At 67.5% G+C, this 23,144-nt stretch carries 19 protein-coding genes and 7 pseudogenes; 16 read left to right on the top strand and 10 right to left on the bottom strand.

Annotated elements, in window-relative coordinates:
- Positions 1 to 71: 71 nt before the first annotated feature.
- Together ACP4J3_RS29525 and ACP4J3_RS29520 are read right to left on the bottom strand one after the other, a co-directional pair.
- Positions 72 to 685: pseudogene (locus tag ACP4J3_RS29525) on the bottom strand (tetratricopeptide repeat protein); the annotation flags it as partial.
- Positions 686 to 931: 246 nt separating this feature from the next.
- A pseudogene (locus ACP4J3_RS29520) lies at positions 932 to 1,554 on the bottom strand (relaxase/mobilization nuclease domain-containing protein); the annotation flags it as partial.
- Here ACP4J3_RS29520 and ACP4J3_RS29515 point away from each other — a divergent pair.
- A pseudogene (locus tag ACP4J3_RS29515) lies at positions 1,519 to 1,869 on the top strand (tyrosine-type recombinase/integrase); the annotation flags it as partial. The pseudogenes ACP4J3_RS29520 and ACP4J3_RS29515 sit on opposite strands and share 36 nt — an antisense overlap.
- 7 nt (positions 1,870 to 1,876) lie before the next feature.
- On the opposite strand, the gene sodN reads toward ACP4J3_RS29515, so the two are convergent.
- Positions 1,877 to 2,272 carry a superoxide dismutase, Ni gene (sodN, locus tag ACP4J3_RS29510; RefSeq protein WP_426539093.1) on the bottom strand — a complete coding sequence of 132 codons (396 nt, stop codon included), beginning with the start codon at positions 2,270 to 2,272 and terminating at the stop codon, positions 1,877 to 1,879.
- 145 nt (positions 2,273 to 2,417) lie between these two features.
- Here sodN and sodX point away from each other — a divergent pair, with 145 nt between their 5' ends.
- Entirely contained in the window at positions 2,418 to 2,852 is a 435-nt protein-coding gene (gene sodX / locus ACP4J3_RS29505; protein ID WP_426539098.1) for a nickel-type superoxide dismutase maturation protease, read from the top strand.
- On the opposite strand, the gene ACP4J3_RS29500 is transcribed toward sodX, so the two are convergent.
- Positions 2,756 to 3,385: a CGNR zinc finger domain-containing protein gene (locus ACP4J3_RS29500; protein WP_426539092.1), complete on the bottom strand. Its 630-nt coding sequence runs from the start codon at positions 3,383 to 3,385 to the stop codon at positions 2,756 to 2,758. The two genes, sodX and ACP4J3_RS29500, sit on opposite strands and share 97 nt — an antisense overlap.
- A 98-nt stretch (positions 3,386 to 3,483) precedes the next feature.
- Here ACP4J3_RS29500 and ACP4J3_RS29495 point away from each other — a divergent pair.
- Positions 3,484 to 3,836, top strand: a pseudogene (locus tag ACP4J3_RS29495) (class I SAM-dependent methyltransferase); the annotation flags it as partial.
- Between the two features lie 3 nt (positions 3,837 to 3,839).
- On the opposite strand, the gene ACP4J3_RS29490 reads toward ACP4J3_RS29495, so the two are convergent.
- Entirely contained in the window at positions 3,840 to 5,468 is a 1,629-nt protein-coding gene (locus ACP4J3_RS29490) for an IS200/IS605 family accessory protein TnpB-related protein (protein WP_426539097.1), read from the bottom strand.
- A gap of 181 nt (positions 5,469 to 5,649) precedes the next feature.
- Between ACP4J3_RS29490 and ACP4J3_RS29485 the strand changes: the two are divergent.
- Positions 5,650 to 6,024 (top strand): annotated as a pseudogene (locus ACP4J3_RS29485) (SAM-dependent methyltransferase); the annotation flags it as partial.
- A 122-nt stretch (positions 6,025 to 6,146) separates the two neighbouring features.
- On the opposite strand, the pseudogene ACP4J3_RS29480 reads toward ACP4J3_RS29485, so the two are convergent.
- Positions 6,147 to 6,410: pseudogene (locus ACP4J3_RS29480) on the bottom strand (ectoine/hydroxyectoine ABC transporter ATP-binding protein EhuA); the annotation flags it as partial.
- Positions 6,411 to 7,293: 883 nt separating this feature from the next.
- Here ACP4J3_RS29480 and ACP4J3_RS29475 point away from each other — a divergent pair.
- From ACP4J3_RS29475 to ACP4J3_RS29440, 8 genes and pseudogenes are all read left to right on the top strand, one after another.
- Positions 7,294 to 9,563 (top strand): annotated as a pseudogene (locus ACP4J3_RS29475) (glycoside hydrolase domain-containing protein).
- Positions 9,563 to 9,916, top strand: a complete 354-nt coding sequence (locus ACP4J3_RS29470; protein ID WP_426539091.1) for a hypothetical protein — start codon at positions 9,563 to 9,565, stop codon at positions 9,914 to 9,916. Before ACP4J3_RS29475 ends, ACP4J3_RS29470 begins: the two are co-directional and overlap by 1 nt.
- A gap of 19 nt (positions 9,917 to 9,935) precedes the next feature.
- Positions 9,936 to 10,652, top strand: a complete 717-nt coding sequence (locus ACP4J3_RS29465) for a hypothetical protein (RefSeq protein WP_426539090.1) — start codon at positions 9,936 to 9,938, stop codon at positions 10,650 to 10,652.
- Between the two features lie 52 nt (positions 10,653 to 10,704).
- Positions 10,705 to 11,178, top strand: coding sequence for a hypothetical protein (locus ACP4J3_RS29460; RefSeq protein WP_426539089.1), 474 nt, complete (start codon positions 10,705 to 10,707; stop codon positions 11,176 to 11,178).
- A 74-nt stretch (positions 11,179 to 11,252) separates the two neighbouring features.
- On the top strand, positions 11,253 to 12,167 hold the full coding sequence (locus tag ACP4J3_RS29455) for a hypothetical protein (RefSeq protein WP_426539088.1): 915 nt from the start codon (positions 11,253 to 11,255) through the stop codon (positions 12,165 to 12,167).
- A 230-nt stretch (positions 12,168 to 12,397) separates the two neighbouring features.
- Complete coding sequence (locus ACP4J3_RS29450) at positions 12,398 to 13,468, top strand: HlyD family efflux transporter periplasmic adaptor subunit (protein WP_426539087.1); 1,071 nt, start codon at positions 12,398 to 12,400, stop codon at positions 13,466 to 13,468.
- On the top strand, positions 13,465 to 14,175 hold the full coding sequence (locus ACP4J3_RS29445; protein WP_426539086.1) for an ABC transporter ATP-binding protein: 711 nt from the start codon (positions 13,465 to 13,467) through the stop codon (positions 14,173 to 14,175). Before ACP4J3_RS29450 ends, ACP4J3_RS29445 begins: the two co-directional genes overlap by 4 nt.
- Entirely contained in the window at positions 14,172 to 15,410 is a 1,239-nt protein-coding gene (locus ACP4J3_RS29440; RefSeq protein WP_426539085.1) for an ABC transporter permease, read from the top strand. Before ACP4J3_RS29445 ends, ACP4J3_RS29440 begins: the two co-directional genes overlap by 4 nt.
- 64 nt (positions 15,411 to 15,474) lie before the next feature.
- On the opposite strand, the gene ACP4J3_RS29435 is transcribed toward ACP4J3_RS29440, so the two are convergent.
- The 3 genes from ACP4J3_RS29435 to ACP4J3_RS29425 are packed head-to-tail and all read right to left on the bottom strand — an operon-like array spanning position 15,475 to position 18,198.
- Positions 15,475 to 16,236: an amino acid ABC transporter ATP-binding protein gene (locus ACP4J3_RS29435; RefSeq protein ID WP_426539084.1), complete on the bottom strand. Its 762-nt coding sequence runs from the start codon at positions 16,234 to 16,236 to the stop codon at positions 15,475 to 15,477.
- Positions 16,233 to 17,201 carry an amino acid ABC transporter permease gene (locus ACP4J3_RS29430; RefSeq protein ID WP_426539083.1) on the bottom strand — a complete coding sequence of 323 codons (969 nt, stop codon included), beginning with the start codon at positions 17,199 to 17,201 and terminating at the stop codon, positions 16,233 to 16,235. Before ACP4J3_RS29430 ends, ACP4J3_RS29435 begins: the two co-directional genes overlap by 4 nt.
- 31 nt (positions 17,202 to 17,232) lie before the next feature.
- On the bottom strand, positions 17,233 to 18,198 hold the full coding sequence (locus ACP4J3_RS29425) for an ABC transporter substrate-binding protein (protein WP_426539082.1): 966 nt from the start codon (positions 18,196 to 18,198) through the stop codon (positions 17,233 to 17,235).
- A gap of 616 nt (positions 18,199 to 18,814) precedes the next feature.
- On the opposite strand from ACP4J3_RS29425, the gene ACP4J3_RS29420 reads away from it, so the two are divergent.
- The 4 genes from ACP4J3_RS29420 (at position 18,815) to ACP4J3_RS29405 (ending at position 22,029) form a co-directional block, all read left to right on the top strand.
- Positions 18,815 to 20,038 (top strand): NAD(P)-dependent malic enzyme, encoded by a 1,224-nt coding sequence (locus tag ACP4J3_RS29420; RefSeq protein ID WP_426539081.1) that lies wholly within the window; start codon positions 18,815 to 18,817, stop codon positions 20,036 to 20,038.
- A 151-nt stretch (positions 20,039 to 20,189) separates the two neighbouring features.
- A complete protein-coding gene (locus tag ACP4J3_RS29415; protein WP_426539080.1) occupies positions 20,190 to 21,152 on the top strand; it encodes a zinc-binding dehydrogenase in 963 nt (320 codons plus the stop codon).
- A 104-nt stretch (positions 21,153 to 21,256) separates the two neighbouring features.
- Positions 21,257 to 21,466 (top strand): helix-turn-helix domain-containing protein, encoded by a 210-nt coding sequence (locus ACP4J3_RS29410; RefSeq protein ID WP_030952466.1) that lies wholly within the window; start codon positions 21,257 to 21,259, stop codon positions 21,464 to 21,466.
- A complete protein-coding gene (locus tag ACP4J3_RS29405; protein ID WP_426539079.1) occupies positions 21,466 to 22,029 on the top strand; it encodes a Clp protease N-terminal domain-containing protein in 564 nt (187 codons plus the stop codon). The genes ACP4J3_RS29410 and ACP4J3_RS29405 overlap by 1 nt, the downstream gene beginning before the upstream one ends.
- Before the next feature lie 55 nt (positions 22,030 to 22,084).
- On the opposite strand, the gene ACP4J3_RS29400 is transcribed toward ACP4J3_RS29405, so the two are convergent.
- Positions 22,085 to 23,143 (bottom strand): helix-turn-helix transcriptional regulator, encoded by a 1,059-nt coding sequence (locus tag ACP4J3_RS29400; protein ID WP_426539078.1) that lies wholly within the window; start codon positions 23,141 to 23,143, stop codon positions 22,085 to 22,087.
- Between the last annotated feature and the right edge of the window lies 1 nt (position 23,144).

Below are 23,144 nucleotides of genomic sequence, written 5' to 3'. Positions count from 1 at the left end.
CTCGTCCGGCACCATGCGCTCGACTATCACCACATGGTGCAGACTACTCAATGATCCAAATGAGACGACGTCTTAGGGTCCCAGCGCACCAAGGCATCACGGTGTTGCCGCTCGGTACCGACGTGGTCGGCGAGGTCGGTCAGGGTACGGGCGGTGTGGCTGGCGACGGTGCCGGCTGCCGGGCCGCTGACGCGGGAGTAGCTGGGCTGGGGGCCGTCGTCGCGCAGCAGGGCGTCTTCGGCGGCGAGCAGGGCGCGGGTGAGGGCTCCTTCGGCGAGGTCGACGCAGTGGTGGGGTTGCTTGAGGCTGAGGGCTTGGTGGGCGAGGGCGCGCATCATCCAGGCGGCGTGACCGCGCGGGTCGGCTTCGCAGGCGAGTTGGTAGCCGACTTGGTAGTAGCGCTGGGCGGCGCCTTCTTGGCCGAGGTCGTGGCGCTTCCACCCAGCGAGGTATGCGAGTTCGGCGACGGCACCGAAGGCCGCTTGCCGTAAGGTTGTCAGGCCATGGCCGCCGCCGAGGCGTTCGTCGGCCGCACTGAAGGCTGCGGTGATCTGCCGTACGACGTCCACGTCCTCGACCCCGACCAGGGAGCTGCCGGTGCGGGCCTGCAGCATGCGTGCCGTGGCCTCGTGGTCGTACAAGAGCGGCATAGCTCTACGCCTGCTGTGGTGGACGATTTCACTGACCTCGACCACTCCTGGGCCGCGGAGCGCACCGCCCGTGGCGCGGCGAGCCTGCTGGTTCAGCCTTATCCCCGTGCCGGGCTGCAGGCTGAACACGTGGCCGAAGCCCGAGTGTGGGCCGAGTGGCTGCTCGCCGTGCGGCCTGGTGCACCCGCTGCTCCGAGCGGAACCGAAGCAGCCTGACGCGAAGCCGTGGCAGAACAGTCGATGCCCCCGCCGCGCCGTATGGCGAGGGCATCCGACCGGGTTCAGCGGTGCCGACCACGTTCTTCGGGCGTCATGTTCGCTGGTGTGGCCGGAGGACGTGGAGCGGCGGATGTGGACGCCGTGCCGCTGATGGTGCTTTGCCTGCGTGCTGCCTGTGCGCGCCTGTTCGGTTGAGCGGTGATGCGCCAGTTGAGGACTTCGGCGGGATGCTCGGCACTGTCGAGTTCCTGTCGGGTGCCGACCTCGGACAGGAGGCGCCGGGGGGTGTGGCCGACGGTCTCGGCGTGGGCGACGGTCGTGGTCAGGGCTGGCCATGCGGGATCGGAGAGGACGCGGTCGGCGTGGTCGGGGAGGACTGCGCGTAGGTCCTGCTCGAAGCGGTTGGCTGTTGTGGCGCGCGGTGCGCGACGGGCGAGATCCGCCAAGACTGGCCGGGCGGCCTGCTGGTAACCGGTCTGCAGCTGGCGGAAGGCTTCTTCGGCTGCTGCCACCTACTGCTCGTGACCGCGCTGCTCATGCCACTTGGCGGCGGCGCGCGCCAGGTGGAGCGCGGCGAAGATCAGGGCGATGGCCGGTCCGCCCGGATCGCCGAGCGGTGGGCGCGATTGAACGCCCTTGTGGTGGCTCGCAGTTCGGCCCGATGCCCACCGTTGGTGGCGCGGGCACGGTCCCCGTCGGCGAGGTCGTCACGGACACCCTCCTCACGCACCTCCGGACACGCCCCTCCAAGGAGTGGCTGTTCACGATGGAGGCGGCCGAGCGCGAGGGCCGCAAGCCCGTCGAGCTGCCGCACATGGTGACCCACGACCTGCGCCACTTCTACGCCTCCGCGGTCATCACACTGCGGATCTACGCCCACCTGTGGCCGGGCGAAGAAGACCGCACCCGGACCGTCATGGACGCCGTGCTCGGCGGCCTGCGGACCGGGTGCGGACCGGAAGACCAAGCGACCAAGGAAATCGCAGGTCAAACGGCATGATCCAAGATCAAGCCTTCTTCGTCTCCCAGAAGATCTTGTCGATCTGGGCGATGTAGTCGAGGGCCTTCTGGCCGGTCGCCGGGTCGGTGGAGCCCTTGGCGGCCGAGAGGGCCTTCAGGGCGTCGTTGACGAGCTGGTGCAGTTCCGGGTACTTCTCGAAGTGCGGGGGCTTGAAGTAGTCGCTCCAGAGCACCGAGACGTGGTGCTTCGCGAGCTCGGCACGCTGTTCCTTGATGACGGTGGCACGCGCCTGGAAGTGCGGGTCGTCGTTGGCGGCCATCTTTTCCTGGATGGCCTTCACCGACTCCGCCTCGATGCGGGCCTGGGCCGGGTCGTACACACCGCAGGGCAGGTCGCAGTGTGCGCTGACCTTGACCTTGGGGGCAAACAGGCGGGAAAGCATGGAGCATTCCTTCCTCGTGATCGTCTTCTCAGGTGGGACATTACTCCCTGCAAGACGGGTTTTCGCGAGTGCCCCCATGGGCTTAGGACAAAAGTCCGGGGTGAGACTGAGACTGGTGGAGGACCCTACCGGGGAGGTGCCGGGGATGCCGGAGTTGTCGCAGGAGACCGAGCGCGGGCGGACGGACCGGCCCTTCGGGTGGGCCGAGGTGACCGGCCCGTCGATGGTGCCCACGCTGTATCACGGCGATCTGCTCGTGGTGTGGCACCGGGGCCGGATCCGGCCCGGGGACGTGGTCGTGCTGCGGCATCCGTTCCAGCAGGACCTGCTGGTCGTCAAGCGCGCGGCCGAGCGGCGTGAGGGCGGGTGGTGGGTGCTCGGGGACAACGCCTACGCCGGTGGCGACAGCACCGATTACGGGGTGGTGCCGGATGAGCTGATCCTGGGCAAGGTCCGGCTGCGCTACCGGCCGCGCAAGCCGGATCAGCGCTCACCGTTCGCGCTGGCGCGCTGGGCGCTGTCGGCCCTGCGGATCGTGCCGGCCGACCGGTCGGCCTCCAGGCGCTTGCGGGCCCGGTAGGCGGCCACGTTCGCGCGGGTCGCACAGCGGTCCGAGCAGTAGCGCCGGGAGCGGTTGGTGGAGGTGTCCAGGTAGGCGTTGCGGCACGGGGCCGCCTCGCACAGGCCCAGGCGGTCCACGCCGTACTCGGTGAGGTGGAACGCCAGGCCCATCGCGGCGATGGCGGCGTAGCCCGCGGTCGCGTTCGACGGGTGGTCCGCCAGGTGCAGGTGCCACAGGGGGCGGCCGTCCTCGTCCCGGAAGTCGTGGCCGGAGATCTGCGGGCTCACCGGGAACTCCAGGAGCAGCGAGTTCAGGAGGTTCACCGCCAGCGTCTCGTCGCCCTGGTCCGCCGCCTCGAAGACCGCCCTCAGTCGCGCACGGACCGAGCGGAAGCGGGTGACGTCGGCGTCGGTGGCGCGGCGGGCCGCCTCCTGGCTGACGCCGAACAGGTCACGAACGGCCTCGACCGAGGTCAGCGAGTCCTTGCCCCGGGCCGGGTCCTCGCTGTTGACGAGTCGTACGGCATAGTCCGAGTAATAGGCCAGTTCCACTTGTAGTCCTTACGGAGGCGTTCTATCGTCGTGATGCGGTCGAGTAAGAGCTGATCGTGCTTCCAGGGTATTACGTGACGTGCGCAATGGAGGGCTCGATGACGGACGCATCCACCACCACGACCAGTGCCGACTGGGCCGCCTGGCAGAAGAGCTGGGACCGGCAGCAGGAGTGGTACATGCCCGACCGCGAGGAGCGCTTCCGGATCATGCTCGACATGGTCGAGGCCCTCGTCGGCCCCACCCCGCGCGTCCTCGACCTCGCCTGCGGCACGGGAAGCATCACGGCCCGGCGCTCCTCGCCATCGCCGAGGGCTCCTTCGCGGACGACGCGCGGGTCACCTTGGTCACGGGAGACCTCAAGGACCCCGACTGGCCGGCGAAGCTGCCGTACGACTCCTACGACGCCGTCCTGACCGCCACCGCCCTGCACTGGCTGCACCGTGAACCGTTCCTAAAGACTGAGTGGGAGTGAGTCCTGTTGCCAGAACCCATACTCAGCCGCGTGCCCCGAACGGTGTTGGGCACACTGGTCGGCCGCTTTCACTCCACACCCAGCGCCATCGGATCGTGTCCGTGGTCCGGGGATGCGGGGGCGGCGTTCCTCACGCCCTCGGGCGCCGTGTCGGGCCTGGGCGGTCCGATGCCCACACCTATCGCTCTGGTGGGTGTGGGGCGGTGCCGTCCGTCGCCGGATACGGTGCCCGAGGGCGCGCCTTCCGATAGCTACGCTCGCGGCGTCGTGCCGCGTGGTGGCCCGCTTGGTGCTGGTGAGGGGCTTCTGCCAGTGCTGCGCGCCCCATTTGGAGGTGTAGGCGGGATCGACCGCGACGATGGTGATCCCCAGCTCAGCAGCCATGCTGAGCAGCCGCGCCCGCAGCTTGGAGACGGGCATTGCGCTGATGAGCTTGCGGAACCGCTTTCGTCTGCCGTGCTTCTCGCGGGTCTTCTCCGTGGCGAAGTCGAGGTCTTCGATCGCGATGTGCAGTCCGTGCCGGGCGGCCCAGTGCAGCAGGCGGATCAAGGCGTGTCGCACCTGGGCATCTCGGTGGGGGGCGGGGCCGTCGAGCTCGAAGAAGAACCTGCGGGGTTCGCCGCACGGGTTACCGTGTGCGTCGAGGCGCCAGGCAGCCAGGTGGTCGGCGTTGGTGTCCACCCCGATCAGGCCACCGGCGCGGGCAGCATCCAACGGCACCGTCTGGACCGTGGGGATCGTCCATGACGCGGTCAGATACCAGCGCCCCCGGACGGTGTCTTCGTGGATGCGGTAGGCCACGGCCCGGTTGGCCGCCACGCGGTCGGCCCACTGCTCACCCCGGTGCGCGAACGACACGCGGCCGGTGAGGACATACCGGCCGTGCGGCGCGTTCGCCAGGTGCGCCAACGGCGCCGGGAGTCTGACCGAGACCTCGCCGCCGGGCGTGACGCGGATGGTCTCGTTGCCGAATCTCTTACCGGACTCACCGTCCGCGGCGAGGAACCGGCGCCCGGCCTGCCACTGGGCGCGCCACTGCTCCTCGGTGAGCTGTGCTTCCTCAAGGTGGTGGCGGGTGTTCAGCAGCCGTTTCCCGCCGCGCACCACGCGCACGACGCCGGCCTCCCGGTCCGCCCGCACCGCCTGAAGCCGGTCTTCGAGCACACACAGGCGGCGCCTCTTCGCATGCCACTCCCGCTCGCTGCGGTAGCCGCCCGGCGCCTGCTTAGTGCCTTTCTCACCCACAGGCACGGACAGCCGGTACTCGATCGTCTCGATCCCGGCTTGAAGGCTCTGGATATGCGCGAGCTGGCCACGCCGGGCGAGTGCCCACTGGTCGTGGGTGGCTTTCGTGATGCTGCCTGCCCAGCGGGAGGAAGACTCTTCGGTCAGGGCACGCTTGCGCTGCGCCCACCGTTCACGGTCGTGCTCCAGCCCTGCCGAACACCGCGCCTTCAGATCACGGGAGGCGAGCGAACCGAGCAGGTCGCCGACCAAGCTCAGCACCTTCTCGTCCCCGGCGGTCAGGCTCTTGAGGCGGGTACGGATCGCAACCCCCGAGGGGCTGGGCACGACGAACGGCGCCACCATCTCACGCAGTCCGCCCACCTCTTTCGCCCCCACCCCGGTGCCGCAGATAACCGTCACCACGCCCAACGACCAACACTGGCGAAGGTCACGCATTCGATGCAAGAACTCCAGTTCCCGTCCAGGAACGTGTGCCTGCCACTGCCCGGGGACTCACTCATGAGTGCCAGAACACGCTCAAGTGCCGTCGATCGCCACCTGTTCACAACCCCTCGCGGCCCTCTACGGTCAGGTCGCGGAGCTGGTCCGCGACGGTGGTGTCTTCCTCAACGCGGACCACATGATCGACGAGTCCACGCCCCGGATCAACGCCGCCGAGCGCGCCCAGCGCCACGCCCGCATGGATCAGGCCAAGGCGGGCGGCGCCCTCGACTGGTCCGAGTGGTGGCAGCTCGCCGCCAAGGACCCGGTGCTGGCCGGGCCGACGGCCGGCCGCTTCGAGATCTACGGCGAGCACGCCGACGGCGACATGCCGTCCGCCCAGTGGCACGCGAGCGTACTGCGCGAGAAGGGCTTCGGCGAGGCCCGCCCGGTGTGGTGCTCGCCGTCGGACGCGCTGGTGTTCGCGGTGAAGTAACGGCTCGACGGGGGCCGTACGGGGTACGCAGACGGTACGGCGACACGGAGCCGCTGCCGTAGGGCGCCTACGGGAAAGGGGCTTTACGAGGATCCTCGTACCGCCCCTTCGCCGTCGTACCGTCAGAGCACCTTGGACAGGAACGCCTGCGTCCGCTCGTGCTGCGGGTTGGTCAGGACCTCGCGCGGGTCGCCCGACTCGATGACCACGCCGCCGTCCATGAAGACCAGGCTGTCGCCGACCTCGCGGGCGAAGCCCATCTCGTGGGTGACGACGACCATCGTCATGCCGGACTCGGCGAGGTCGCGCATGACGTCGAGGACGTCACCGACCAGCTCCGGGTCGAGAGCCGAGGTCGGCTCGTCGAAGAGGATCAGCTTGGGGTTCCTACGAGGGCCGGATTGTCGCGAGTTTGGCGCAAGCCTTGTTGGCTATTGGGGCGCGGAGGTCGGGCTTGTCGACCCCGGCCTTCAGGTTATCTGGCAGCAGCCGACGCGGGACACCGCCGAAGGAAACAGAAGGCCGCGCGATTACGTGCTCACGCCATGTCCAGTCGGTGGAACCGTTCAGCAGTGTGCCCCATTGGCCCGGGCGTCGGTATCGAGGTCCACCGTCCTGTGCCCTCGGTAAGCGCAAGAGACGGAGTGTCGTCGACTTGCCCGTGCTCGACATTCCGATTGATCAAGACCTCCCCCAGGGGAGCTCACGTAAGCCATCGCACGCATGAGGCCTCCGCCCCAATGGAAAAGCGTGACCGCTGGGGTGGCGGAACTCCATGATCACCGACATGGTTGGCAGCCTCTCACGACTCGAGGGGCGTTTTCCAGCCATCCGTGGTCGGTGCATGCTCCTCCACAGCCCCTCAGCTTCACGCAGAACGCTCAGGTAACTCGCGTACTGTGCACGGGATCTGCGCACTTCGGCGCGCCGTCAGGCAGGTGAGTATTTCGCGCCAACCACGGCAGGGGCCGTAGTAGTCGCTTGAGTCGCCACTGACCTGTGGCTACGTTGGCGGGCGTGTCCGGCGGGTCTTGACCACTCCGCCATAGGGCGCACTTCAGTCAGCGACCGGGGGGTAACCGTCGCTACGGGGGAGGGATTTCGTCATGCCGGGATGCCGGCTGCTCGTACAGGCCGCGACTTGCCTGCGTGCTTCGCTCCGCCGTCCTGTTCGCCCCTGGCCCCAGGCGTGCCTCGCGTACCGAGGCGCTGTGCCACCTGGCGTCCTGACGCTTTCGGTTCGCGAGCACTCAAGGAGAAGCCCCCACAATGGCCGACGAGATGGTTCTGCAGGCGCAGAAGTTCGTCAACAAGGTGTACGGCAGTCGTATCGGCATGACGGTCAAGGAGAACGGCAGAACCGGCTGGCCGGTCATGTATGCCCTCACCCGAGCCCTGCAGTGGGAACTCGGGATCAGCTCCCTGTCGAACAGCTTCGGCCCCACGACACTGTCCACGCTGCAGTCGAAGCACCCCAAAATCAACGCGTCCACCGCGCCGTCCGCGGATTTCATACGCATCATCCAGTCGGCCCTGTACTGCAAGGGTTATGACGGCGGAGGCATCGACGGCAAATACAGCGACCGCGTTGACTCCTCGATCGCCCAGCTCAAGGCGAACATGGGCGTCGACAGGACCTATCCAGGCAGTGACCTCACGCCGAAGGTCTTCAAGGGCCTGCTGAACATGGACGCCTACATCACAGTCAACAACGGCTCCGATACCATCCGGTCCATCCAGCAGTGCTCAACGGGCGGTACGTCAACCGTCAAGACTTTTTCATCGTCCCGTGCGACGGCCACCACTCCCGTGACGTCGCCAAGGCCATGATCTACGCCGTCCAGTACGAGATTGGCATGGCCGACGGCACCGCCAACGGCAACTTCGGCCCCGGTACCCAGGCCGGCCTGAAGAACCAGACGCTGTCCGTCGGTTCCAACGGAACCTGGGTCCAGCTGTTCTCCGCCGCCATGATCTTCAACAACTGGTATGGCGTCTCCTTCGACAGGACCTTCACCGCGGGGCTGTCCGACGAGGTCCGCAAGTTTCAGGCGTTCGTGAAGCTCCCCGTCACCGGCCTCGGGGACTTCTCCACGTGGGCATCGCTGCTTGTCTCGCACGGCGACCAGTCCCGCAAGGGCGAGGCATGCGACTGCGTCACCAAGATCACTCCGGCGCGGGCGGCGGCCCTGAAGGCGGAGGGCATCAAATACGTGGGCCGCTACCTGTACAACCCCGACCCGACGCCGAGCGGCGACACGAAGGAAAAGGAGATCCAGCCCGGCGAGCTGAAGACGATCGCCGACAGCGGACTCCGCTGCTTCCCGATCTACCAGACCTACGGGCGGGGCAAGGACTCGTTCGGTCCCGAACAGGGAACCGCCGACGCCGTCAACGCCGTCATGCATGCGGAACGGCACGGTTTCAAACCCGGTACCCGCATCTACTTCGCCGTCGACTACGACGCTGTCGACGACGAGGTCACGACCCACATCATCCCGCATTTCCAGGGCATCAACGACGGCATCGAGTCCACGGGCGGCAACTATAAGGTCGGTATCTACGGGCCGAGGAACGTGTGCTCCCGAGTATCCGAACGCAAGTTGGCCGACGCGAGCTTCGTTTCCGACATGTCCTATGCCTTCTCCGGCAACTTCGGCTACTCCATGCCGAACAACTGGGCCTACGACCAGATCGTCACCAAATGGGTCGGCTCCGGCGACGGCAGGATCGAGATCGACGTCAACATTGCCTCCGGGCGGGACACCGGCCAGAACTCCTTCACCCCGTCACCCTCCACTGGCTCAGGGCTCGATGTCGAGTTCAACAACACCTTCTGGGAGGGCCTGCGCAACGACATCCGGGCGTACATGTCTTCGGACGCGGTCGGTGTGCCCGAGTCGAACTGGTACACCAAGTACACCACGACCGAAGCCATCGACTTCGTCCTGAGCTGGGACAACGTGTTCACCGACCTAGCTCGCCGGTACAAGATGCGCAAGGCGCTGATCCAGCTCCCAGTGCTCTGGGAGATGCGCCACTACAACATCAGCAAGGTCCCCAGCATCGACGACCGGATCTCCGACGCCACGGTGTACATGTACCACAGCGGGACACTGCCGGCCGACCTGGAGTTCCTTATCGATCTGTTGGGTCAGTCGAAGCGTGACTCCTCAACGGGCCTGGCGCAAATCTTCGGCACCACAGCGATCAACGCACGGAATCTGGCGGTCGACCGCGGACTGCTGCCCGCCACATCCCGGCGTGACGCCAACGACGATGCCGACCTGTTCTCGGTCTGGCAGAAGCTGCGGACGAACAGCTCGTTCACCGCTGCCACCGTGCCGTTCGTGCACATGTACCACGCCTCCCTCATCGGCGTGGACGGTCCCAGCATCGACTCGTCCGAAGCGGACATCGAAAAAGTCCTGATCCGCTATCAGGGCACCACGGAGGACGCCGTGTCGGAGGGGAAGAAGCGCATGGGCCTGTACCGGGTGTTCGAGAAGTATTACGCGCCGATGCGCGAGCACGCTTGATGAAGCGCCCGCAGCCCGCATGGCCGCCGGTGCTGGTCAACCTCCTCATCGGGATCCCAGCCATGGTGCCCCTGCACAGCCTGTGGTGGCTCACGCAACGCTCTTGGTTCGGCCACGAATCCGTGGTCGGCCGGTCCAGCACGATCATCGAAGTGTGCGGAGCCGATTGTGACCGGGTCGGCGTGGCCACGCTGACCGTCACCGTGGTCGGGATGCTCGTCCTGCTGCTGGTGATCGTGGCCGACGTCCTCGTGCCGTTGCACCGGGACCGCCCTCTGGCCCCGTGGCTGACGACCATGTCGCTCGTCCTCGTCCCGTACGTCCTCTTCCAGGCCGTCTCTTCGGCCCTGTAGCCAACCTGGAGTCACGCACATGAGTGCTGAGATATCGCGCCGTGTTCTGCTCGCACGCACCACTGCCGTGGTCGGCGGTACCGCCCTGGCATCGCTCGTCGGAACCCCCCTGTCGGCTTCCCCAGCTCATGCGACCCCCTCCGACGACTCGGATTCGGCCCCGGTAACGACCGGTAGACCGTCCCTGAACGGTTGGGAGATGGAGAACTCCGCCGACGACGGGGGAGAGGTCTGGACCCGCCCTGTCCTCGGCACGCCTCTCGACGGCGTTCAGATTCGCATGGGCGACGTGGAAACCGTCCTCGTTCACGTGGTCCAGCGTTTTCACTACGAGGTCGACCAACTCCGCCGTGGTGACGTGGAGAGCTGGCGGAGTCCGAGCAAGGTACGCAAGGGTCTCGCGGAGTCGAACCTCGCCTCGGGTACTGCGGTTCAGATCCGGCCCGGTTTCTACCCCTCCGGCCAGCACGGCGGGTTCTTCCCGAACCAGCTGGTGATCGTCCGGGACATTCTCGCTGACTGCGAAGGCGTCGTGAGATGGGGCGGAGACGACAAGAAGCCGGATGAAGCGCTGTTCTACATCGACGTCCCACCCGGTGACGAGCGGCTGGTCCGCGTCGCGAACAAGATCCGCCGATGGGTGGCGACTCCCGGTGAGGGAGCCGGGGCCGCCGTCGACCCGTTCCAGCGGAAGCGTCGCCAGGCCGCTGAGCAGTTGGCCCGACAGCAGTCCTGAGCATCCGGTCCGCAGCATCCGTACGCACTCGCGTCTTTCGAAGGGAAAACAGGTGAGAAGCAAGATTCCTGCCATAGCGGCAGCAGTCGTGGCGCTGGGGCTCGGCATGGCCACCCCTGCCCATGCCGACTCGGGCAACACGGGGTTCGAGAATCAGATGAGCCCCGAGGCCTGTGACAAATCCCAGTCGGCATCGCTTTTCAAGTACGCCATTTACTACAACTCGAACTACGGCGGCGCCTATCGCAACGTCGGTTACAGCGTCTGGAACTTCGCCGATGAGCGCATCGGGGGCGCCCCACAGGGCGGCACCCAGCCGCTGAAATTCTGCCACGGCGGCAACGGCAATGGTCAGGGCATCAAGAACAACGCCGCCTCGGTGAAGAACAAGCACACGACCTACTTCGCCGTGACGTACTACAACAGTGGTTACAAGGGTTCTGCTGACTGGACCAGCCCCCGCTCGCAGAACAACCTCTCGGTCACGAAGAACGAAAACGCCTCGTTCGCCTGGCAGACGCTCTGAGCTGCCCTTGCGACTGCTGCCGTTCCGCGCGGAGCAGCAGCAGTCGCCCACTTTGCTGACAGCAGGAACATGGAATGCTGAATAGAATCAAGCGAATCGGCCCTGCATCACTCGTGGTTGCGACAGCGGTGATATCGACCGCCGGCTGTTCGGCCGACAAAACGGCGACGGAGCCATCGATCGCCACGCCGAGCGCGTCCGTTCCGTTCGACGCGGCTGATCCCGCCACATGGGTCCTTCCCATCGAGGGGTATCTGCCCTCGGACACCGAGAGAAAGCAGATCTCGCAGGCCCGGAAGACACTGGCCGGCGACTGCATGAAGAGATTCGGCTTCTCATGGCAGCCCGCTCCGGACCTGCCACGGCTGGGTCCCAAGACGCTGGTGGACTGGCGCTACGGAATCCACGACATGGCGCTCGCCGAGGAACGGGGCTACAAGCCGGCCGCTGCGGAGCAGGAAGAGTACGACCAGGCTGTCCAAGCCGGCGCAGTAGACGGCACGTCGGGCACCGGACTTCAGGCGCAGGCTCTTGAGGGCGGAGCCAAGGAGGTGGGAGGCAAACCCGTCCCCGAGGGAGGCTGCATGGGCGAGGCTGACCGGAAGATCTCGGCCGGTTCCGTCAACACCACGGTCGCCCAGACGATCAGCAACGAGTCCTTCGCGGAGTCCCAGCAAAGTCCCGAGGTCATCGAAGCGTTCAAGACGTGGTCCGCCTGCATGAAGAAGAGCGGGTTCGACTACGAGCGGCCGCTGGACGCGAGCGATGACCCCCGGTTCGGCTCCCGGGACGTCACTCCGCTCGAAATTAGGACGGCGACCGCTGACATCTCGTGTCGAGACAAGGGCAACGTCGCCAAGGTCTGGTTCGATGCCGAGGTCACCATCCAGCAGGAGAAGATCGAGTCCCAGGCCGAGCAACTGAACCGGGAACGAAAGTCCCTGGACGAAGCCATGAAGAAGGCGGCCGACGTCGTGGCGAGGTCCTGATGGGGCGGCGTCGTGCGGTGGCAGTCGAGAGAGCTGTACCGCCGGCGGATTCCGGAGCGTCTCGTGGTCTCGCTCAGCGTCGACGGGGCCTCGGCCTCCTCGTCCTCGCATGTCTCGTGTGCACCGGGGCCGGAGCCGGGGCCGCGCTTGTCGTCAAGTCCCCAGCGCAGGTCGCCGCGGACACGGCACCGCCCGCGCCGGACATACTCACTGCGTCTGTGGAGCATCGGGTGATCTCCCAGTCCCTGATCACCCGAGGTCAGGTCACCGCATCCCAGCACGCCGACATTTCCGCCGGTCCGCAAGCGGACAAGGACGTCGGCCGATCAGTGATGACCAAGGTCAATGCGGCCCCGGGTCAGAAGATCACCGCTGGGCAGGTGCTTCTGGAGGTGTCCGGACGTCCCCTGTTCGTTCTCAAGGGCGCTGTTCCCGCCTACCGCGACCTCGCTCCGGGAAGGCGCGGGGACGACGTGGCCCAGTTGCAGACGGCGTTGCGTGAAGTGGGCCACCCCAGCGGGAACGACCCTCCAGGGGTTTTCGGTCCCGGAACTCAAAGTGCCGTGGTCTCCTTCTACCGCTCCATCGGATACGAAGCGCCGACCATTGAGGCGGCTGCGCCCGGGACCGGCGAATCCCAGCCGATCGAAACAGCTTCCTCGCCGGTGCGGAAAGAGAACGAACCACCGCCTCTCGTCCCCACGCTCCCGCTTTCGGAGGTGGTCTTCGTCCGGTCCTTCCCCGCCTACGTCGACGAAGTGCGCACGAAGGTCGGCGACGAGGCCGGAACGAGTCTGCTGTCCCTGTCGGCCGGCGCGCTGACCGTCGAGGGATCCGTGACTCCGCAGGAGAAGGGAATGATTCGTCCTGGCCAGGAAGTACGCATCTACTCGGAGATGACGGGGCGCCAGTTCACCGGAAAGGTCACCTCCGTGAGCAAGGACAGCAGCCCCGCAAAGGACGGCAGCCAGGAGTCGGGGACGGAGAAGTACACGGTCAAGGTCACACCGTCGAGGCCGCTGCCGACGGAACTGAACGGCGAAAACGTGCAGTTGACCGTCGTGGCAGCCTCCTCGAAGGGAAAGGTCCTCGCTGTCCCCTCGTCCGCTCTCTCCACTGGCGCCGACGGCTTGACCAGTGTCACCGAGCGCAAGGGGCGCACCGAGCGGCGGATTCCTGTCACGATCGGCGTGTCCGGCGACGGCTTCGTTCAGGTGACTCCGCAGAAGGGCGAACGGCTTGCGGCCGGTGCCCAGGTGGTCGTAGGCGTGCAGCCGAGAGCAACTGTGGGGGGACAGTGACCAGGTCTCCCGGGGGCCCGCCGGTCATCGAGTTCCGGGCCGTCGAGCTGACGTACCCCGGGCCTCCGGCCGTCCACGCCCTGCGCCCCTGCGATCTGCGCATCGGCAGCGGGGAGTTCATTACCGTCATGGGGCCGTCGGGGTCGGGCAAGTCCACCCTGCTGAACATCGCGGGACTGCTGGACACGCCCACCCGGGGCCGCTATCTGCTGAACGGCATCGACACGCAAGCCATGAGCGCCTCTCGCCTGGCCGCACTTCGCGGCGAGCACATCGGGTTCGTCTTCCAAGCCTTCCATCTCCTTCCCCACCGCAGCGCTCAGGAGAACGTCGAGCTAGCCATGCTCTACCAGTCCGTCCCCCGTCGGCAGCGGCGCATGCGTGCCGCGGCAGTGCTCGAACGCGTCGGTATCTCACACCGGGCGGCAGCCCCGCCGACCCAGATGTCGGGCGGCGAACGCCAACGAGTCGCGGTCGCACGCGCCTTGGTGGCCGAGCCCTCACTGCTGCTCTGTGATGAACCGACCGGCAATCTCGACTCCGCCACCGCCGAGTCACTGCTCGAGCTGCTGGACACGCTGCACCGCGACGGCATGACCATCGTGGTGATCACCCACGATGGCCAGGTCGCCGAGCACGGGCACCGCACCATCACCATCCGCGACGGCGTCCTGTCGGACCCCACGCGCCACCGGGGGGCCAGGTGACGAAGCGCAGCCGCCCCACTCCAGGACGATCCCGCCTGGCGGTTCGCGACCTGTTCTCTGAAGCCGTGGCCGGCATACTCCAGCGACCGGCCCGGTCCGCCCTCACCGCGCTCGGTACCGTTCTCGGCGTCGGAGCGCTCATCGCGGTCCTCGGGCTCACCGGCACGGCCGCGTCTCAGATCGACGCGCGGTTCAACCTGCTCACCGCGACCGAGGTCGTTGTCACCGACGTCGCTCCCCGAAACGCCGCCGCTCCCGAGACCGCCTTCCCAAAGGACGCCGACGCGCGGATCACACGGCTTAACGGCGTGAACGCCGCAGGTGTGTACTGGACCGTCCGGCTCGGCCCCGACGAGGCGGTGCGAGCCGCCCCGGTGGGCACGGCCAACAGCATCGACGCCCGCACCCAGGTGATCGCGGCCTCTCCTGGGATCTGGTCGGCAACGGATGCCCGTTTCGTCCAGGGGCGGGCATTCGACAGCTTTCACGACAGGCAGCAGCAGGCCGTCGCCGTGATCGGCGAGGCGACCGCGAGGCGCCTCGGCATCACCACGCTGCGCACTCACCCTGCCGTGTTCATCGGCGGGACCTCGTTCACCGTGATCGGCATTCTCAAGGACGTCGAGCGGAAACCCGAGCTGCTGCTGTCCATCACGGTGCCGCGCTCCGTCGCCGAACGGACCTGGGGAACACTGGACGACGAGGGGGCGCGGATGCTCATCACCACGCGACTCGGTGCCGCCGGTCAGATCGCCCAGGAGGCAGCCGTCGCCCTGCGGCCGGAACGCCCCGAGTACTTCAAGGTCACACCGCCTCCGGACCCGCGGTCGCTGCGCGGCACGGTCGGTGACGACCTGAGCCAGCTGTTCCTCCTGCTGGCCGGGGTGTGTCTCATCGTCGGAGCGGCCGGTATCGCCAACACCACCCTCGTCGCCGTGATGGAACGCACCGGGGAGATCGGACTGCGCCGTGCACTGGGGGCGCGCGGAGTGCACATCACCCTCCAGTTCCTGGCCGAGTCAACGGCACTCGGCCTCGTCGGGGGCCTGGTGGGCACTTCGATCGGCACCGTGGTCGTGGTCTCGGTAGCAGCGGCGCGGCAGTGGACGCCCGTCGTCGATCCCGCCACTCTCGCGCTGGCCCCGGCACTCGGCCTGGCCGCCGGTCTGCTCGCGGGCCTGTACCCGGCCTGGCGAGCATCCCGGATCCCACCCGTCGAAGCACTGCGCCGTTGACGGCGTCGACGGCAGAAAGAAGGGGCGGTACGGACTCCCGTGCCGCCCCTTCATCTGCATTCTGTCAGAGCACCTTCGACAGGAACGCCTGCGTCCGCTCGTGCTGCGGGTTGGTCAGGACCTCGCGCGGGTCGCCCGACTCGATGACCACGCCGCCGTCCATGAAGACCAGGCTGTCGCCGACCTCGCGGGCGAAGCCCATCTCGTGGGTGACGACGACCATCGTCATGCCGGACTCGGCGAGGTCGCGCATGACGTCGAGGACGTCACCGACCAACTCCGGGTCGAGGGCGGAGGTCGGCTCGTCGAAGAGCATCAGCTTCGGGTCCATCGCCAGCGCCCGTGCGATGGCCACGCGCTGCTGCTGCCCGCCGGAGAGCTGGGAGGGGTAGTTCCCGGCCTTGTCGGCGAGGCCGACACGGTCCAGGAGCTCCCTCGCGCGCTCCTTGGCCTGGGCCTTGTTCGTGCCCTTGACCTGGACCGGCGCCTCCATGACGTTCTCCAGCGCCGTCATGTGCGGGAACAGGTTGAACCGCTGGAACACCATGCCGATGTCCCGGCGCTGCTGCGCGACCTCGCTGTCCTTGAGCTCGTACAGCTTGTCGCCCTTCTGGCGGTAGCCGACCAGCTCACCGTCGACGTACAGCCGGCCGGCGTTGATCTTCTCCAGGTGGTTGATGCACCTGAGGAACGTCGACTTGCCGGACCCGGACGGACCGATGAGGCAGAACACCTCGCCGGTCTGCACCTCCAGGTCGATGCCCTTGAGGACCTGAACGGCGCCGAAGGATTTGTGGACGCCCTCGGCCTTCACCATGGCGGTCATGCCGTCGCACCCCTTTCGCGGCTGAACGACATCAGATTGGCCTTGACCTTCTGCCATGGCGTGGGAGGCAGACTGCGGGTCGAGCCGCGGGCGTAGCGGCGCTCCAGGTAGTACTGGAACACGCTGAACACGCTGGTCATGACCAGGTACCAGATGGAGGCCACGAACAGCATCTCCATCACGGCGTACGACGTGGATCCGATCGTCGAGGTGGCCCGCAGCAGTTCGTTGTACGTCACGACGTAGACCAGCGACGAGGTCTTGAGCATGTTGATGAACTCGTTGCCGGTCGGCGGCACGATCACCCGCATCGCCTGCGGGATGACGATGCGGCGCAGCGTCTTGCCGTGGCTCATGCCGAGGGCGTGCGCGGCCTCGGTCTGGCCCTCGTCGACGGCCATCAGACCGGCACGGCAGATCTCGGCCATGTACGCCGCCTCGTTCAGGCCCAGACCCAGCAGGGCCGCCATGAACGGGGTCATGACCTGCACCATCTCGTCCTTGTAGATCGGACCGAGGTTCAGGGTCTCGAAGACCAGCGCCAGGTTGAACCAGATCAGTAGCTGGACGTAAACCGGGGTGCCGCGGAAGATCCAGATGTAGAGCCAGGCGACCGAGCTGGTCACCGGGTTCTTGGACATCCGCATCACGGCCAGGAGGACGCCCAGGACCACGCCCATGATCATTGCGAGGACGCTGATCAGCAGGGTGCGGCCGGCGCCCGCCAGGACCGTGGAGTCGAAAACATACTCGCCGACGGCGTTCCACTGGATCTTCTTGGCGGTGGCGAACGCGTTGATCAGCAGGGCCAGCAGGGCCAGCACCACGACGGCGCTGATCCAGCGGCCGTAGTGCCGTACCGGAATGGCCTTGATCGCCTCGGGCGGGATGTCACCGCTCGTCTGGGAGACGGTGCCGGCCGACGGATTGGCGTCGTCCGGCACCTTGTCGAACTTGTCAGTCACAGTGACTGCCCTTCAGTGTTGCTCGGGACGGTCACTTGCCGCCGTTGATCGCGGCCTTGTCGATCGCGCCGGACTCGGCGCCCCACTTCTCGAGGATCTTCTTGTACGTGCCGTCCTCGATGATCGCGTTGACGGCCGCTTCGAGGGCCGCGGTGAGCTCCTTGTTGTCCTTGTTCACCGCTATGCCGAACGGACCTGCGTCGACCTGCTCGCCGACGACCTCGAAGGCGTTGCCGCCGTCGGCCTTGCGGGACAGGTCGACGGCCACCGGGTAGTCGTTGACGCCGGCGACCGCGCCGCCCGCCTTCACGCGGGTCTGGGCCTCGGTGTCGTTCTCGAACGGCTCAATCTCGATCTTCTTCTTGCCATCGTCCGTGCAGGCCTTGGACTGGTCCTGCAGTGCCTTCTCGTACGTCGTGCCGCGCTGCACGGCCGCCGTCTGGCCGCAGAGGTCCTCGATCGAGTTGATCTTCTTCGGGTTGCCCTTCTGGACGTACACGGCGGTGCCGGCGACGAAGTAGTCGACGAAGTCGACGCCCGGACCGAGCTTCTTGCCCTTGTCGTCCAGGCCCTCCTGGCGCTGCTTGTTGTCCGTGATGGAGGACATGGCCAGGTCGTAGCGGCCGGAGTTCAGCGCAGTGATCAGGCCGTCGAAGGAGCCGGAGGTGAACTGGAACTCCACGCCCAGCTTCTCGCCCAGCGCGGCGGCGATGTCGGGGTCGACGCCGACGATCTTGCCGCCCTCCTGGAACTCCATCGGAGCGTACTCGGCGTTCGTGCCGGCCTTGATGACGCCGGCGTCCTGGATCTTCTTGGGCAGCTTGTCGAACAGGGGGGCCGTGCTGGACTTCCCCGTCTCCTTGGCGCCCTCATTGCCGCTGTCGTCAGTCTGGTCACCGCAGCCGGTGAGAATCAGGACGCCTGCGACCGCGATCGAGCCGACCGCTGCGAACCGGGAGCGTGCTGCGGTGGTGCGACGGGTGGAGCTTGCGGTCATGGTGGGTTCCTCCGGCGGATGGGTGGAGTTGCCGATGGGGCTGGCGCCTGTCGACGGGTTCGGCAGGGGCCTTGGTTTCCTAGGTCGACGAGAGCACACGCCTTCGAGTGCCGCGACCTCGTGTGATTACGGCATCTTGCCATTCGGACTGAACCATTCAGGGCGCCCGGCATGTCAAAATCGGATAACGGGTTACCCCCGAACTGTCGCAGGTCGGTCCATCCTGGCCGCATCTTCTGCGGGAATCTGTCCTTCCGACCGAAAGATCTTCGGTACATCCCGGGATGCGGAGCGGTCGAGCGCGGGGTTTACCGCCGACGGTTGTGTCCGATTCGTGTCCCTCGGTGTGGGTGTTTCCCTTGCCGTCGTGTGATCTTGCACGTATTGGACTCGTCGGCGGCGCGGTCCGTCCGGTAAGAAGGTTCTTTACACCCCTCATCCGGGGCTCAGGGCGCGTGTGCGGCGCGCCCGTCGTGTATGCCCGGTACGTCGTACTCCGTGTACTGCGTACGTCGCGCGTCGTGTGTATCCACGAGCAGGGCATACGCGGTCCCGCCCACTTCTCACCAGGAGTGGTCCCACCCTCAAACCATGAACACTTAAGGGGTCAGACAAAGTGGCAGCGGAGATCGTCAATCCTCGCAGCGGCAGCAATACCGATCAGGACGGCGGGGCCGAGCCCCTCGATTCCTTCGATCCTGCGTTCGCGCTGCACCGTGGCGGCAAGATGGCCGTGCAGGCCACCGTGCCGGTCCGCGACAAGGACGACCTGTCCCTGGCGTACACGCCCGGCGTCGCGAAGGTGTGCAGCGCGATCGCCGACCAGCCGGAGCTGGTGCACGACTACACGTGGAAGTCGTCCGTCGTCGCCGTCGTGACCGACGGCACGGCCGTGCTGGGGCTCGGGGACATCGGGCCCGAGGCCTCCCTTCCGGTGATGGAGGGGAAGGCGATCCTGTTCAAGCAGTTCGGCGGCGTCGACGCGGTGCCGATCGCTCTCGACTGCACCGGTGTCGACGAGATCGTCGAGACCGTGGTGCGGCTCGCGCCGTCCTTCGGTGGTGTGAATCTGGAGGACATCTCGGCTCCGCGGTGCTTCGAGATCGAGCGGAAGCTGCAGGAGCGGCTGGACATTCCGGTCTTCCATGACGACCAGCACGGTACGGCGGTCGTGACGCTGGCGGCGCTGCGGAACGCCGCGCGGCTCACCGGGAAGGGGCTCGGGGATCTGCGGGCCGTGATCTCGGGGGCGGGCGCGGCCGGTGTCGCCATCGCGAAGATGCTGGTCGAGGCCGGGATCGGGGACGTCGCGGTGGCCGACCGCAAGGGTGTCGTGTCGGCGGACCGGGACGATCTGACGGCGGTGAAGCGGGAGCTGGCCTCCTTCACGAACAAGGCGGGGCTCAGCGGGTCGCTGGAGTCGGCGCTGGCCGGGGCGGACGTGTTCATCGGGGTTTCCGGTGGGACGGTGCCGGAGGAGGCCGTCGCCTCGATGGCCGACGGGGCGTTCGTGTTCGCCATGGCCAACCCGAACCCGGAGGTGCACCCGGAGGTCGCGCACAAGTACGCGGCGGTGGTGGCCACCGGGCGGTCGGACTTCCCGAACCAGATCAACAACGTGCTGGCGTTTCCGGGGATCTTCGCCGGGGCGCTGCAGGTGCGGGCCTCTCGGATCACCGAGGGGATGAAGATCGCGGCGGCTGAGGCGCTGGCGGGGGTCGTGGGTGACGACCTGGCCGCGGACTACGTGATTCCGTCGCCGTTCGACGAGCGGGTGGCGCCGGCGGTCACGGCCGCGGTTGCCGCTGCGGCTCGGGCGGAGGGGGTTGCCCGCCGCTGACGTGGCGTGAGTGGCCTCGCCCCGGTTGGGGGCGGGGCCATTTTCCTTGCCCGGAGTGCGGCCGTTCGGGTGGGCCGGGGCTTGGCAAGAGGGCGTGTCTCACAGGGCGTCGTGGTTCCGTCGGCTGAGGGCGGCGCCTATCGTCAAGGTCATGTTCGCTGTCTACGCCGCCCGAATCGACCGCGACCAGCCGCTCTCCGGATTGGAGTTGGGCGAGCGGCCGGCCCCCGAGGTCCGTCCCGGCTGGAGTGCCGTCCGTGTGAAGGCCGCCTCCCTCAACCATCACGACCTGTGGTCGCTGCGGGGTGTGGGCCTCGCGGAGGACAGGCTGCCGATGATCCTCGGCTGTGACGCCGCCGGTGTCGACGAGGACGGCAACGAGGTCGTACTGCATTCCGTGATCGGGCAGAGCGGGCACGGGGTGGGGCCAGGGGAACCCCGGTCCATTCTCACCGAGCGGTATCAGGGCACGTTCGCGGAGCAGGTCGCCGTGCCGACCTGGAATGTTCTGCCCAAGCCCAAGGAGTTGTCCTTCGCCGAGGCCGCCTGTCTGCCGACGGCTTGGCTGACCGCCTATCGGATGCTGTTCACCAACGCTGGGGTGCGGCCCGGTGACTCCGTGCTGGTGCAGGGGGCCGGGGGCGGGGTGGCCACCGCCGCCATCGTGCTCGGGAAGGCGGCAGGGCTGAGGGTCTTCGCCACCAGTCGGGATGAGGCCAAGCGCAAGCGGGCGGTGGAGTTGGGGGCCGTGGAGGCCGTCGAGTCGGGGGCGCGGCTGCCGCAGCGGGTCGATGCCGTGATCGAGACGGTGGGGGCGGCCACCTGGTCGCATTCCGTCAAGTCGCTCAAGCCGGGGGGCACGTTGGTCATCTCCGGCGCCACCAGTGGGGATCGGCCCTCGCACGCCGAGCTGACGAGGATCTTCTTCCTGGAGTTGAAGGTCGTCGGGTCGACCATGGGGACCAAGGACGAGCTGGAGGACCTGCTCGCTTTTTGTGCCGCCAGTGGTGTGCGGCCGGTGATCGATGAGGTGCTTCCCATGGATCGGGCCCGGGAGGGGTTCGAGCGGATGGCGTCGGGTGAGCTGTTCGGGAAGGTTGTGCTCACCAACTGACGGGCGGTTCCTGCTGCGGCGGGTTCGGGGCTCTGCCTCGGGCCCGCCGTTCTGTTTGTCAATTTGGGTTGACGTGAGGCGGGGTGTCAATCTAGGTTGACATCATGACCGAGGCTACAGATCTCGCCGAGCGGGCGGGCGATCGCGATCCCCGGATCGGGCTGCGGGCCGTCGCGGCACTGCGCCGGCTGCTGGAGCAGTTGGAGGCCGTGCAGGTGCGCAGCGCGCGCAATCAGGGGTGGTCCTGGCAGGAGATCGCCGCGGAACTCGGTGTCAGCAGGCAGGCCGTGCACAAGAAGTACGGGAGGCGTTGATGTTCGAGCGGTTCACGAAGGAAGCCCGGGCCGTGGTCACGGGTGCGGTGGAGCATGCCGAGCGGGGTGGGGCGCAGACCGTCGAGGTCGAGCACATGCTGCTCGCGCTGCTCGACGGGGAGGGAAGCCGGGCCTCGTTCGCGCTCGCCTCGCTCGGAGGCGGGGAGTGGGTGGAGTCCGTACGGCGGGCCCTTGGTGAGGCCCGGCGGCGGGCCGGGTTGTCGCAGGCCGAGTCCGATGCGCTGGCCGGATTGGGGATCGATGTCGCGGAGATCGTCGCCCGGGTCGAGCAGGTGCACGGCGTCGGGGCGATGGCCGGGGACCGGAAGGACAAGAGGTGGTGGTCCGGGCATCGTTCGTTCAGCCGGGACGCCAAGGACGTGCTGGTGCGGGCGCTGCGGGTCGCCGTCGACCGTCGGGACCGGTCCATCGGTGACGAGCACATTCTGCTGGCCCTGACCAGCCGTCCCGGAGTGGCGGCCGAGGTGCTCGCCGATCACGGGGTGACCCATGAGTCCGTGACGCGGGTGCTCTACGGCGGGGGAGAGGCCAAGGCCGGCTGAGGAGGGTCCCGGGCGGTGCGGTGGAGGGGTGGTCGTACCGCCCGGGCGAGCGGCATCAGGGCTTCGGGGTGCGCAGGAGTGCTCCGATGTGGGCTGCCGCCGTGGACAGGTGGCGGCGGGCGTCACGGAGTTGGTCCGGGCTGACGCCATGGTCCCGTGCCGCGTCGCGGATGTCGTCGCGGAAGCGGTCGAGCAGCCGGTCCAGGTCGCGGGCCGGGTCGTCACCCGGGGGCTCATGGGCCCAGGAGGGTTCGTAGGCGGCGGGGAAGTCCTCGGGGGTCTCCGAGTAGTCGGGGTAGTCGGGCTGGTGCTGCGGTGTCTTGGGGGTGTCCTGGCGGCCGAAGCCGAAGTCCCGGCCGAACTCCTTGCCGTAGTCCTTGCCGAAGTCGCCGAACTCCTTGGCCAGCTCCGTCAGGCCCTCCCGTACACCCGTCGGCCAGTCGCCGCGTGCGAAGTGGTCCTGGACGTGTTCCTGGACCCGGCGGGCGATGCGCTGGACCTCCTCCTGGGCCTGGGTGCGGGCGCGGTCCTGGGCCTCCTTGGCCTGGCGCCGGGCGCGCTGGGCCTCCTCTCGGGCGCGGCGGCTCTCGTCCTTGGCGCGGCGGGCCTGCTCCTTCCACTCCTGCTTGGCCCGGCGCATCTCCTCCTTGGCGGCGCGCCACGCCTCCTTGTCGGTGTAGTCGGAGAAGTCGCCGAAGAGGGCGTCCGACTTGGCGCCGGTGCCCTTGCGGGCCTCGGACGCCGCCGCTCGCATCTCGCGCCGCAGGTCGCCCGCCGCACCGCGCACATCGGCCCGGATCTCGGCGGCCAGCTCGGCGACCGACTCCCGGATCTCCAGCTCCAGGTCGGCCAACTCGCCGCTGCGGTCGGCCAGTTCCGCGCGTCCCGCGTCCGTGATGGCGTACACCTTGCGGCCGCCCTCGGTGGTGTGGGTGACCAGGCCCTCGGCCTCCAGTTTGGCCAGCCGGGGGTAGACGGTGCCGGCCGACGGTGCGTACAGCCCCTGGAAGCGTTCCTCGAGGAGGCGGATCACCTCGTAGCCGTGGCGCGGGGCCTCGTCCAGCAGCTTCAGCAGATAGAGGCGCAGGCGGCCATGGGCGAAGACGGGAGGCATG

This window comes from Streptomyces sp. UG1, from assembly GCF_049974585.1.
GTDB lineage: Bacteria > Actinomycetota > Actinomycetes > Streptomycetales > Streptomycetaceae > Streptomyces.
This window is presented reverse-complemented; position numbering and strand designations above follow the sequence as displayed.

Excerpts from the sequence above, each read along its gene's own strand:
- ACP4J3_RS29465 (WP_426539090.1), top strand. The coding sequence starts at position 9,936 with ATGAGTGCTGAGATATCGCGCCGTGTTCTGCTCGCACGCACCACTGCC.
- ACP4J3_RS29455 (WP_426539088.1), top strand. The coding sequence starts at position 11,253 with ATGCTGAATAGAATCAAGCGAATCGGCCCTGCATCACTCGTGGTTGCG.
- ACP4J3_RS29405 (WP_426539079.1), top strand. The coding sequence starts at position 21,466 with ATGTTCGAGCGGTTCACGAAGGAAGCCCGGGCCGTGGTCACGGGTGCG.
- ACP4J3_RS29410 (WP_030952466.1), top strand. The coding sequence starts at position 21,257 with ATGACCGAGGCTACAGATCTCGCCGAGCGGGCGGGCGATCGCGATCCC.
- ACP4J3_RS29425 (WP_426539082.1), bottom strand. The coding sequence starts at position 18,198 with ATGACCGCAAGCTCCACCCGTCGCACCACCGCAGCACGCTCCCGGTTC.
- ACP4J3_RS29400 (WP_426539078.1), bottom strand. The coding sequence starts at position 23,143 with ATGCCTCCCGTCTTCGCCCATGGCCGCCTGCGCCTCTATCTGCTGAAG.
- ACP4J3_RS29415 (WP_426539080.1), top strand. The coding sequence starts at position 20,190 with ATGTTCGCTGTCTACGCCGCCCGAATCGACCGCGACCAGCCGCTCTCC.
- sodX (WP_426539098.1), top strand. The coding sequence starts at position 2,418 with ATGCCGGAGTTGTCGCAGGAGACCGAGCGCGGGCGGACGGACCGGCCC.
- sodN (WP_426539093.1), bottom strand. The coding sequence starts at position 2,272 with ATGCTTTCCCGCCTGTTTGCCCCCAAGGTCAAGGTCAGCGCACACTGC.
- ACP4J3_RS29435 (WP_426539084.1), bottom strand. The coding sequence starts at position 16,236 with ATGACCGCCATGGTGAAGGCCGAGGGCGTCCACAAATCCTTCGGCGCC.
- ACP4J3_RS29470 (WP_426539091.1), top strand. The coding sequence starts at position 9,563 with ATGAAGCGCCCGCAGCCCGCATGGCCGCCGGTGCTGGTCAACCTCCTC.